The organism is Marivirga sp., from assembly GCF_035704835.1.
GTDB lineage: Bacteria > Bacteroidota > Bacteroidia > Cytophagales > Cyclobacteriaceae > Marivirga.
Map to the genome: position 1 here is coordinate 1 of NZ_DASSWQ010000082.1, position 12,635 is coordinate 12,635.

General features: G+C 33.2%; 6 protein-coding genes and 1 pseudogene. All 7 read right to left on the bottom strand.

What is annotated here, in order from left to right; genetic code table 11:
- Nucleotides 1-173: 173 nt before the first annotated feature.
- Complete coding sequence (locus VFM92_RS14140) at nucleotides 174-1,616, bottom strand: hypothetical protein (RefSeq protein WP_325122879.1); 1,443 nt, start codon at nucleotides 1,614-1,616, stop codon at nucleotides 174-176.
- A gap of 686 nt (nucleotides 1,617-2,302) precedes the next feature.
- Nucleotides 2,303-2,689, bottom strand: coding sequence for a response regulator (locus tag VFM92_RS14145; RefSeq protein WP_325122880.1), 387 nt, complete (start codon nucleotides 2,687-2,689; stop codon nucleotides 2,303-2,305).
- Nucleotides 2,679-3,704 carry a response regulator gene (locus VFM92_RS14150; protein WP_325122881.1) on the bottom strand — a complete coding sequence of 342 codons (1,026 nt, stop codon included), beginning with the start codon at nucleotides 3,702-3,704 and terminating at the stop codon, nucleotides 2,679-2,681. The genes VFM92_RS14145 and VFM92_RS14150 overlap by 11 nt, the downstream gene beginning before the upstream one ends.
- Nucleotides 3,705-3,710: 6 nt before the next feature.
- Nucleotides 3,711-4,109 (bottom strand): annotated as a pseudogene (locus VFM92_RS14155) (response regulator); the annotation flags it as partial.
- Between the two features lie 487 nt (nucleotides 4,110-4,596).
- Nucleotides 4,597-4,770, bottom strand: coding sequence for an ATP-binding protein (locus VFM92_RS16950; RefSeq protein ID WP_414675579.1), 174 nt, complete (start codon nucleotides 4,768-4,770; stop codon nucleotides 4,597-4,599).
- On the bottom strand, nucleotides 4,724-11,161 hold the full coding sequence (locus VFM92_RS14160) for a PAS domain-containing protein (RefSeq protein WP_325122882.1): 6,438 nt from the start codon (nucleotides 11,159-11,161) through the stop codon (nucleotides 4,724-4,726). The genes VFM92_RS16950 and VFM92_RS14160 overlap by 47 nt, the downstream gene beginning before the upstream one ends.
- Before the next feature lie 150 nt (nucleotides 11,162-11,311).
- On the bottom strand, nucleotides 11,312-12,634 hold the full coding sequence (locus VFM92_RS14165; RefSeq protein ID WP_325122883.1) for a hypothetical protein: 1,323 nt from the start codon (nucleotides 12,632-12,634) through the stop codon (nucleotides 11,312-11,314).
- Between the last annotated feature and the right edge of the window lies 1 nt (nucleotide 12,635).

Genomic DNA, 12,635 nt, shown 5'->3' on the forward strand with positions numbered 1-12,635 from the left:
ACAAATTGAGAAAAGCGCCTGCCGCGGGCTCCTCGAAATTTAAGTAGCGATTTTTACAAAATCACTCCCTAAATTTCCGAGGCTCAATAACTGTTTTGTAAGCCCTGATTTAGAACTTACACAGTTTATGAGATACTCCCTTTTTTGTTCTGGGTGTCTCGTCCTAAAATAAGTTATCCAACCAGTTTTTTAATCATGTCATCATTGAACTCAAGTAGTAAAGTAGGAGCAAAATGCTGAATGGGTTCAAGTGACTTAAACTTTTTCACAAGCTCTTGAATTTTTTCCTCTTTATTCCTTTTAGATTCGCTTAAAGATATTTTCATGATTTTATTCAAAACTTGAATGTTCATGCAATTGTCCTTCCCGATGATTCGAATTTGTCTTTGAATACTATTTATAAGCTGATTAAATAGCTCGTAATCCTTCATTAAGCAATATTCTAATGCTAAAAGTGTTTTGATTTCTAATTGAGCATTTTGATATTTTTTAAGGCTTACGTCATTCAATAAATTGTTTAACCATTTAGCAGCATCCTCATATTTTCTGTCGAAATGGCAACTTAAAGAACGGTAAGTGGCGTACGTAATGTATTGTGGAATATCATCTCTATCAGGTTCAAAGTCCTGAAAAAGAGCAGCATTTTCTTCAGAAAGCATTATTTTTTCTGGAATTCTTTTAGCCCTTTGCAATTTGGTTATTAAGAATTGAGCTGGATAGGTAAACAAATTAAAGTTGGATAAAAATGCAGCACATGATTCGTTTACTTCCTCAAAATAATTATCCGATTTTCTAAATAATCTATAGTGATTGTAATACTCTAATTTAAGGAACTCGTAAACAAGTTTCAAATGGAAATAGATAGAATCTAAGCTGTAGAGTTCAAAAATTCCGTCAGCCTTCGCCAATAGGTCCTCAATCGGATCTAAATCTACACTTGTTTCATCTTCTTCCACAAACAGCCTGTGGAAGATATTCAAACAGTTTTTATAAATAAATAACCGGTGGGAGTCGTAAATTCTACAAGTATTTATCATTTCCCTGTTTAATAAAACCAGTTCTAATTTGTTGGTTTCATCGCCTGTTAGGGAGTAATTGCCAAATTTTATGAAATAACTGCTTAACAAATCCTCTGCTTTATCAACTGCTAGCATGTATGCAACATGGCGATTGTATAATTGGCTATAACCAAAATACTCTTCTGTATTCTGGTGCAATTTTTTTAAAGCTTTATAAACTATTGTTAATTCGTTTGAAAGGTCATAATCAATTAATTCTTTTTCTAACTTCTTTAAAGTTGCAATAGCGATAGCTTTTTTCTTTGTGAATATTATTTCATTGATGTTTGCTACCTTTTTAAGAATATCCGTTCTGGGATTCTCCATTTGTTGTAGGAGATATTCTTCTATTTTTTGATTTAGTCTTGATCTTAAAGTGTAATACGCATTAGTATTCACTTCCAGCTCCTCCATAATGGCGTGATCACTGGAAGAACTTTCACGCATTGATTTCAGCAAATATGCAGATTTTTCTGCTCCGCCCGTGGATAAGCTTTCATGTACAGCATGATAATCTGCGTCTGAAAGTTGCATGATAATATTCTTAAGTTTCGCCATATTTCTATTTATTCAGCATTTTCATGAGTATAGTTATATTTTCAACGGTCACATGTAATTCAATAAATTTTATTCCTGCCAGAGGCAGACAAGCTATCCTCGGTTGGTACGTTGAGGATTCTAAAATTTATGCTCATTTCATGTCAATTCAAAGGGAAGTTAATTATTTAGATCAAAATCACATAAAAAAGTTCAGTTTTTATCTAAAAACCTTACATCAGCGGCTAAATATCTTATAAAAATCCACTTTATATCTAGTAATTTTCAAGATTTGATCTTAAAATGATTTAATTATCGATGCATCTGATTCATGTACACCTTAGTATATTGATATTAATTTTTTGTTGGCCCCTTTTTAAAAATTCCCAAAAAACCAAATGTTAATTTTTTACTGCGGTAAGTATTTTTTAGTTTTAATTCTAGGATGAAGCCTTTGATTTTATGTACTGTTTAGAGTTTTAAATCTCGTTCAACCAATAACAATTTAAGTTTAAGAGCATTTCTAAAGTAATAATAAGTATATTAATAAAAATAAGATGAGTAAAGAAATGATAGTACAAATAATAGTGATTACATCAGCAATATTGTTCCCATTTATTACGGGCGTTATTAATTCGAAGAAACAAGAAAAAAAATTGATTCATCAAAAAGTGAGAAGCTAAAAGTTTCTCTCTTTTTGAGAGCAATCAATTAGTAGTAAGTGCTTGCATTTCTTTAAGATTTTCATTTTTCAATGGTTTACTGAAAAATCCTTTTACCAATTCAAACTTTTCTGCTTTTTCCATATCTAATTTGTCTGTAGATGAACTTAACATAAAAACAGAGGTGTTTTTATGAGAAGCAAAGTGTTTAATTTCCTCTAAAAACTCCCAGCCACTCATTAATGGCATATTGATGTCTAAAATTATGATGTATGCAATTTCATTTGAATATTCCATTTTCAGATTTTCTAATGCAAAATTACCATCTAAGTAGCTATTGATTTCTTGGAAAAAAGGTATTTCTTTTAATAAGATATCAGTAAGCATGATAGAAATCTCATCATCATCTATGATTAAGGTCTTAATTTTCATCTTTCTTTTTGTAAATATCAAATTGTTGTGATTTGCTCACCACTCCCTTCACAATTTCATCTAGCTCTTCTGCTGAATCTTGAATATACTTATAAAAATCCTTTTTCTCACTTTCGCCAATTTTACCATCACTTAACAGATTGACCAAGCCCAAAAGTCTGGCTAATGGGGCTCTTACAACGTGCGATTGAGTCCAAGCGATATCTTTAAGTATGTCATTTTGCTTTTCTATTGCTTCAATATGTTGGTTCCTTTCTGTTACATCATTTACCAAAATAATTTCTGCTGGCCTTCCCTTATACTCAAAGCTATTGGAACGAACTTCTACCCTTATATAATCCCCGTTTTTTTTGATATGAGTAATTTCACCATGATATAAATTTTCATGCGCCTCTTTCACTTTATCAAGTGCAGAAACTAAAATGGGCATATCAGCTTTGGCTCTGATTTGTGTAATATCCATACTTAAAAATTCTTTGTATGTATATCCGTAATGAGCAATGGCAGCATCATTCACATCTAGAAAATTCAAAGTTTCTCTATCAAAAACCCACATTGGCAATGGGCTGAAATGGAAAAGGTCTGAATAGCGCTGTTCGGATCTTCTGAGGTTCACTAGAATTTTGTTCCGCTCAATATTATAAATAATGCTCTTGTGTAAAACGGTACTATTTAAAACATCTTTTAATAGGTAGTCTGAAGCGCCTAAAGCCAATGATTTGATTGCAAAATCAGCATCAGGATAGCCGGTTAAAATAATTATGGGTTTATTGTTAGAAAAAAGCTGAATGCCTTTGATGAGTGGCTCCCCATCTTTGTCAGGTAAACTTAAATCCAGCAAAATAATATCAATTGAATTATTTTCAGTTAGTATTTTTTTAGCTTCATTGAAGTTTTCTGCCCAATGTAGTTTTTTTACAATGGTGGTTTCTTCCAAATAGTCTTCAATCAGGACATAATCCCCAGGATTATCTTCAATTATTAATACATTATATCTGATATCTGGTCCTTTCATTTTCAATTAACTATTACTAGAAGGCAAGCTAACAATGTTAAACCAAAACTGCTCTATTGTGGAAATTGCTTCCAAAAATTCATTGATTTCAACTGGTTTTGTAATATAACAGTTAGCATAATGTTGATAGGCTAATTTTATATCATTTTGAGCCGAGGAAGTGGTTAGCATAATAATGGGGATATGCTTTTTTACGGGGTCTGATTTTAATTCTTGTAAGACTTCATGACCGCTTTTAATGGGCAAATTAATATCTAAAAGCACTAAATCAGGGATCTTACTATTTTCATAACCCTCTTTTTGAAATAAAATATTTAGGGCTTCTTTACCATTTTTAGCCACGTCCATAGTATTAATAATTTTGCTTTCTTCAAAAGCTTCCTGGGTCAATACGATATCGCCCTCGTTATCTTCTACTTAAAGGATATGGATTGATTTCATGTAGATTTCATTTTTATTGGTTGATCCATTTTGTAATAATTACTGTAATGAATTTTGTGGGGTTTTAGGAAAACGTTAAACAGCTTTATTTTATACTGTTTTCTGTTTTAAACCTTAATTAACCCGAGTAAATGTATTAAAATATATATTCTTTGAATTTATACTCTTCCTAATGATATTACATGCCATATTTTCCACTACATGGCTATATAAAACATTAAAAATAATACTGAATCTATACATCATGCTTTTTAAGCTAAGTTGCGCCATAAAATTTAGATGTTATTCAAATTCAATGACTTTTATCATCTTTTTTACTCTCCGATTTAATATAATGATAAAATATACAAGAAAACTACAAAATTATTATGGATATGAAATACGATATCAAGTGAAATAAATATAAAAAAATGTTCTTTTGCGTTTGTAAAATTACATTTGTTTTTTAATCCTAGGCTTTAGGAATAGTAAAATAGAATGTACTGCCTTTACCTGGGGTTGACCTTACCCAAATATTGCCATTCATGTTTTCAATTATCTTCTTTACAATTGCCAGACCCATACCTGTACCTGAGTATTCATTTTTGTTGTGTAGCCGTTGAAAAAATATTAAAAATCTTTTCATAATATTCTTCTTCTATTCCTATCCCATTATCTTTTAAGGAAAATTTCCATTCGTTTTTGAGTTCTGCTGCCTTGATTATAATCTTTGGAGGTAACTCATGATGGCTATATTTGAGTGAATTTGAAATAAGATTACTGAAAACCTGAATCATAGGTGAGGGATGCCCAAATATTATGGGTAAATCTTTAAATTCTACTTTAGCGTTTAACTCTTCTATCTGCTTGCGCTGCAGAAGGCAAACTTCATACAATACCTCATTCAGATCTACTGATACTATTTCTTCTTCCTTTTTACCAATTTTAGAATAATCCAATAAATCCAAAATGATTTGACGCATTCTTTTTGCTCCATCCACGGCAAAGTTGATGTACTGATTAGCTTTTTCGTCTAACTGATCACCATATTTTTTTTCTAATTGTGTCAAAAAGCCTGAAACCATTCGTAGCGGTTCTTGTAAATCATGAGAAGCTACGTAGGCGAATTGTTCGAGTTCAGCATTTGAGTGTGCTAATTCCTGAGTTTGCTTAATAAGTCTATCATTTATTTCAAGTAAGGATTCTTCATATCGTTTACGGGCTGTAATGTCAGTAGTGGCTCCTATCATTCTGATGGCTTTTCCTTTTTCATTTCGTACAATAAGTCCCTTATCAATTACATAGGCATATTCCCCTGATTTCTTTTTAAATCGGTATTGGCCAGTCCAGAAGTTAGAATTTTTATCTTTCAGTATTATCTGCTGTGTTTTTAAGATCGCTTCTAAGTCCTCAGGATGAACATTATTTTTCCAGAAATGGATATCTTGGTTAGCTTCTGAAATAGTGTATCCAAATTGATTTTCAAAACCACTTCCTGAGCGAGTAACACTTCCTGAAACTAAATCCCAATCCCAAATGGAATCATTTGTGGCCAGTGCTACTTTTTCAAAACGGTCATTGGAAGCTCTGATTTTTTCTTCAGCAGTTTTTCTTAATGTTATATCTTTAAAATATACGGATAATCCCTTATCAGAAGGATATGCACTTACTTCAAACCACTTATCAATAGGGGGAAAATACTCTTCAAAATGAACCGTTTCTTGCGTATTTACGGCTTTATGATATTCTTCGTAAAATTTAAGGCTTATGGCAGCTTCATATTCTTCCCATAGATTTTTTGATAGAATTTCTTCTCTCTTCTTCCCTAGAAGTTTTTCTGCTTCTTTATTCCAATACGTAACTATCCAATTTTTATCAACTGCAAAAAAAGCATCTCCAATACTTTCTAGAATATCCTCTTTTTCAGTTAGAGCATCCTGCACTGCAAGTTCTGTCCTTTTTTGCTTGTCAATGTCTTGATAACTGCCATAAATACGAAGCGTTTTTCCGTTTACTCGGTCACCATGGCCAATGCATCGATTCCACTTTTTATTTCCTCTATGTGTTTTAATGGGTACTTCAAAATCGAATTCTTCTCCTTCATGAATGAGTTTATGGATTGCCTTCTCAATGAATCTTTTGTCTTTTTGAAAATAAAATTCAAAAGCTGATGAAAAGGAAGGTTTATAATCATCGTCAACCTCAAGAATTTGCCGAGTTGTTGGTGACCAAAAAAGTCTATCTTCTTTCAAGTCATCAGATAAACTCAACTCCCAACTTCCTATTTTAGCAAATTTAGAAGTACGTTCCGCCATTTTCTCCAAGTCAAATAAATCAGTGATATCAGTGATAATAGAATTCCAAATAATAGTACCATCAGCTAATACATCTGGATTACCAAAACCCTCATGATATTTGACAAGACCATTAGGCATGATATATCGCCATTTTGCTCGCCATCTTGTCAAATTTTCGGCAGATTCCATTATAGATTTTTGAACCTTATCAATTTCCCCACCGGCTTCAATTCTGTTCCAAACCAGTTGATTATTTTCTAAAACATCCTTTGAATCAAAACCCCAAACTTCTTTAGAGCCCTCACTTATAAATTTCATAAAATCCGTGCCATCTGGTTTTAAATGATACTGAAAAATGACTCCGGGAATGTTGTTGGAGATTTTTTGAAGCCTAATCTCTGCATTTTTCTTATCATTTATATCTTGAAAACTTCCGTATATGCGTATGCATTCTCCATTTCTTAACTCTGCATTTCCAATTGCTCTAACCCATCTTTCATTTCCTTTGAGTGTGATTATGATAGCTTCAAAATCAAAAGGGCCTCCGGTTTCAATGGCTTTTTCTACCGCTTCGCTAACTTTTTCTTGATAATCTGGGTGATAAAAATTTATTGCTTCAGCCAGGCTTGGATTAAAATCATGAGGCACTTCGTGAATCTCTTTGGTCATTGGTGACCAGGAATGTTCCCCAGTTAATTGATTGATTTCCCAACCACCAACTCTTGCTAATTTTGTGGCGTTTTTAACCGTTTGTTGCATTTCAAGCATTTCAGTGACATCTCTTCCGTAAGAAAAGACGAATCCTTCTTGCCCAAAAACATCAGAAGAGTTCCATGAAATCCATTTGTAGTTTCCGTTTTTGGTTCTATAGCGATTAATAAAACCACTTGATTTTCGATCTCCTGATATGGTTTCACCAAACTCTAAGGTAGTGCTCTTTAAATAATCTGGATGAATATAATCTGAAAAAGGGGTTGAAGTTAGTTCATCTTCTGCATACCCAAGAAGTTCGCAAAATGCAGGATTTACTTTTACAAAATATCCATCAGGAGAGGCTATGGCCAATATATCAGGTGCACTGTTAAAGAATAGATTAAGCTCCTCTTCCTGTTGTTTTCGCATTATTTCTGCACCTAGATAATGCTTTAAATTATTGTAATAGGTGACATTATGGTCATGTTCTTTCAATTCATAATCTGAAAAAAGCACCATAACCCCTATTATTTTTTCACGGTAGAAAAAAGGATAAGCAGCTGCTGATTTTATAGTTGCTTTTTCTGCTAAGGATGATCTCTCAAATTTCGAAGTCTTGTTAATGTCATTCCAGACTTCATTTTTCAAGGTTTTCCAAACTGAACCTGGTAATCCTTCACCCAGCTGGATAGTTTTTAGCACATTTTCTTTATAAAACACTTCTTTATCTCCACTTTTAGCATAGCATGCAGATAAATGAAGTATTTGCTTATCATGGCTCAGTAGCCATATTTCACCAGCAGAATACGAACCAAACTCGCTTAAATATTTAATGCTTTTGTTCAGGATTTGGTCTAAACTGTCTTCCATTTTGAAAAATTGCGACAGATTATATTGGAGTTCCTGTTTAATTTGTTCTTGTTTATATTGCGTCTGATCTCTTAAAGCACCGATCATCCGTAAAGGTTGACCATTTTCATCTCTTATTAAATAGCCAATATCTTCAACAAAGGCATATTGACCATTTATATCTTTAAATCGGTATTCATAGCTCCATTTGGATTCTTGAGGATTGGCTAAAAGCATATCTAGATTTTGAAGAATTTCATCTAGATCATCTGGATGTATCCACTGTGTCCAGTCTCTGAGGCTAAATTTATTTTCATTGATGTTATGTCCAAATACTCGAGTAAGGCTGTTTCCCCAGTAAAAGTGATCACTGTTAATATCCCAATCGTAAATAGCATTATTAGTAGCCTTGTTGATATAAGTAAATCTTTCGTTACTTTCTTTAATGTTTTTGATGTAAGCGAAATTTTGAAGAATAACTGAAATTAATCTAGCGGCCCTTTCAAAAATATTAATTTCTAAATCTTCATGACCTTTTACCTCTTCATGGTAAATAGCAAATGTGGCAATTACATTACCCTTTTCATTAAAAATTGGCTCCGACCAACATGACTTGAACCCATAATTTTTTGCCAGATGAGTAAAGGAAGCCCATCGTTCATCACTGAAAATGTCTTTTGCAACTATTTGTTTCTTTAAAAATGCTGCTGTTCCACAAGAACCTTGATTTAAGCCGATTGGTAAGCCTTCGATATCGTCTAAATATTCTTTAGGTAGTCCTGGAGAAATTAGGTTTCTTAGTCGGCCTTGTTCTATAGAACTTATAGAGCATTTCATTCCTTGAAATAAAGAATCGATGCCTGATAAATAGTTTTTCAGTAATTTCTGAAGCGGCATCTCAGCTTTAATACTAGCTTCCATCAGTACTTTTTCTATTTCATCGAGTTTATTACTCAGAAATTGTTGGTTTACATCTTTAATAGCGCCAATCGCTCTAATTGCTTTCCCTTTTTCATCTCTTAATATAATGGCTCTATCTTGCACCCTTACATAATCGCCATTTTTTTTCCTAAAACGATAGCTTTCTTGCCATTCAGTAATTTTAGGATTTGCAAAAGCCTTGGTTATACCACTTTTAAAGGATTCAAAATCTTCTGGGTGAACTAGCGCATCATGTAATTCAAGGTTGCTTATTTTTTTAGAGGACTCTAAACCATATTTTTTTTGATAGCCCTCTCCAAGGAATAATTCATTTTTTGTAATATCATAATCCCAAATGCTTTCAGAGCCGGCTTTCATTAAAAGTTCTAGCCTTTCTTTGCCTTCTTTTAATTCTTTTTCAATCTCAATTTTTTCAGTTACATCTCTAGAATTAGCGACTATTCCTTGAACCGAAGGCTCATCAAATAGATTTGAAATTTGGGATTCCAACCATCTCCAATTACCTTTTTTATTTTTAAATCGAAAAGGAGGTAAAACTATATGATTCTCTTTTTCAAGTTTTTCAAATTCTTTAACCGCCCACTCCTTATCATCAGGATGAATAAAATCAAATGCGTTATTGCCTATAAATTCTTCCGGTTTTATACCTAAAATAGAGGTGGAAGTAGGACTTACATATTTGTATTTGCCTTCTAAATCAAGAATTGCGATTAAATCGCCCCCTTGTTGAACCAGAGACTTAAACCGCCCTTCACTGAATTTAAGTTGTTCTTCTTCTTGTAATTTATCGGTAGCGTCTCTTGCTACACAATTCATTAGGTTTTGTTCCTCCTCCCAATATGCAGACCATACAACAGGGACTATTTCACCGTTTTTATGTCTGTAGTGATTTTCGAAATTCCTATATTGTTTCCCTTCTCTTATTTCTTTAGCCACTTGGGTAGTTAACGCTTTATCTTCTTCCACTACAAAATCCATAAATGGCTTTCCAACCAACTCCTCTGGTTTATACCCCCATAATTTTTCAGATGATCGACTAACCATTTGGAAAATTCCGTTTTCATCAATGGTACATAATGTATCAAGGGAGCTATCGAGTACTTGCTGCAGTTTTTGTTTACTTTTTTTAAGCGCGGTGTGTATGGTATGCGTTTCGGTTATATCAAGAGAAGTTATGAATATGCCATCGACTTTATTATCATCCGATAAAATCGGTTTGAATTTCAGCTCAAAATATTTCTTTTGATCATCTGAATTAGCATGAAGGATAGCTTTGGCTTGTTGTTTCATCCAAACCTGATTTATGATATGATTTAAATCTTCTTTCTGATTTTTTTTAGCTAAATGAGTAAGTTTGAGTCCCTTTTTAAGCTCCTTATTGAAAAGAAGAGAATAATGAGATTTCATCTGATTGTTAAACGAAATCACATTCAATTCCTGATCAATGTAAATAAATGCTTCATCAGTATTGCTTATTAGTAATTCGAGTTCATGCAGAAGTGACAGTCTTTTGCTTATATCAGTGCCGGTTCCGAACACACAGCGTTCTCCTTTGTACTGAATAATAGAAGCAGTAAAAAATAAAGGAACTTTACCATTATTTTTAGTACTGAGCCACGCCTCTACCTCAGTATAACCTTTCTCTAAAACTTCATTTATATGATACTTAATCTTTTCTACTTCCTCCCCTTCATATAAATCTAAGGGTGTTAGTGATGCAATTTCCTTATGATTATAGCCTGTAATCTCTTCTAACTGCTTGTTCCATAACAAATGCTCCCCTTTCTCATTAAAAAGGTAAAATGCGGAAGGAAGATTTCTGATGATATCTTGAGTTAACACATTTTGCTCCACAACTTGCTCTTGTGACTTTACAAAATCACTGATATCTTGAAAAACACCTATAAGTTTTATTGGAGTACCTTGGTCATCTTTAAAAACATTGGCTTTTGTGCGAACATGGATGATGTTTCCGGTTTTTGTAAGTAGTTTTTTTTCAATAATATATTCTACATTATTTTGTAAAACATTTTCCATTAAGGCAGTGGCTCTTTCTCGATCTTGAGGGTGAATTACTTCTACACCTTTTTCAAAAGTCACTTCAAATTCCTGAGGTTGGTAACCAAGCATGCGAAAGACTCCATCGGACCAACTTAGTTTATTTTTTTTTAAATCTAATTCCCAGGTTCCTGATTTGGTTAAGGATTCGACCTGTTCATGCAGTAATTTGATTTTATTAAATTCTAAAGCATCCATAAAAATTAAATAATGGGAAGTAGTAGAGGTAAAAAAATTGAACTTTTAAGATAGCAACAATTTAACAAAAACAGTGTATTAAGTAATAAATTATAAGTATTCCACAGAATAATTAATTAATAGTTTGAGCTTACAACTAATTAAAGAATATTATTCTGTTGGGTTAGAGGTTTTTATTTGTGCATGAAAATCTATGATGAAAATGGCCATAACATAGAAAGGAACCATCACAATTCTGTAGCGGGAAAGCGTACCAAAATTGTAGGTGGAAATGCCAACTCCAAAAGCAAAAATAATTGCAAAAATCAGACAAAATAAAATGATGGGTGATCGGATACTTTGGGTAATGTCTATTAATTTATTTCGATAAAAAAGTCGAATTGTAAGACCAAGTAAAAACAATGCTTCCAAGGCAGAAAGTAACATCAATGGATTATTTACTTCCCATATGTAAGGTCTAAATAAGGAAACATTAACAGCTTGGGGAGCTAAGCGAATCATGCTTTCGAAGGTGCCATCTAATTCTCCCAAGGAATAACCTGAGCCGGCATCCTTACCAGTCCAGTAGCGAATGTCATAGGCGGTTACTTGGGCAGTTTCTGCAATTTGATCCAATGCATATCTATTATTGTCTTCACCAGCTTTAAGCGCTACATAGTAAGCGGTTCCTCCACCGATTATGAGTAAAAAAGGAGCCACCAATATTCTTGCTGCTAATGAAGGAATCGTACCAATTCGGTAGAAAAAATACCAGAGAATTAGAGCGGGCATAAGAGATAAGAAAATATATAATTTAACAGAGGTAATTACATAGATAGAAATAAGCAAGAGCATAGTGTTCCAAATTAATTTTTTCCTTTCAAAGAATACTTGAATAAAGGAATAGACTAAAAAACCTGTTGCACCTAAAGTGACGGTATCTTTTAAAATACCTGAGCCCCAAAAAAATACGGTTGGAATGAAAAATATAGCAATAGCAAAATGAAGCTTCAATTCAGGATAAATATTGCAGAAAGACTGATACATCATCCATAATCCCCAAAAGGAGAAAAAAGCAAAAAATAAGGCTGTTCCTGCGTAAGAGTTGTAAGTGAGAATTCCAAAAATAGCAGCTATTCTAACAATAAAGTAGGAGGTAGCGTCTCGATACATCCAGATTTTTGACGAGTACTTGTAAGTCTCAGAATCAAATTCTCCATTTGCTGTAAGGAGCTTTACTCCTGCAGAAAAATTATTATAAAATGCACTTACTATGTGGGAGGCTCCGTTTGTATAGTATGTAAAGGTATCTCCGCCTCCGTAATAAAATTGGTAAATTAACCCGACTCCAATTGCACCCAGCATTTTCAATAACAAGGCGGGATAGAAATACTTTCTTGTTTCTTGGTCAGCAGAAATTTCTCTGATACCATAAGCAATAAACATGAGCACAAAAAAAGTAATGGGCGCTATCAGGAAATCGATTGTTTTCACA

Excerpts from the sequence above, each read along its gene's own strand:
- VFM92_RS14140 (WP_325122879.1), bottom strand. The coding sequence starts at position 1,616 with ATGGCGAAACTTAAGAATATTATCATGCAACTTTCAGACGCAGATTAT.
- VFM92_RS14145 (WP_325122880.1), bottom strand. The coding sequence starts at position 2,689 with ATGAAAATTAAGACCTTAATCATAGATGATGATGAGATTTCTATCATG.
- VFM92_RS14150 (WP_325122881.1), bottom strand. The coding sequence starts at position 3,704 with ATGAAAGGACCAGATATCAGATATAATGTATTAATAATTGAAGATAAT.
- VFM92_RS16950 (WP_414675579.1), bottom strand. The coding sequence starts at position 4,770 with ATGAAAAGATTTTTAATATTTTTTCAACGGCTACACAACAAAAATGAA.
- VFM92_RS14160 (WP_325122882.1), bottom strand. The coding sequence starts at position 11,161 with ATGGATGCTTTAGAATTTAATAAAATCAAATTACTGCATGAACAGGTC.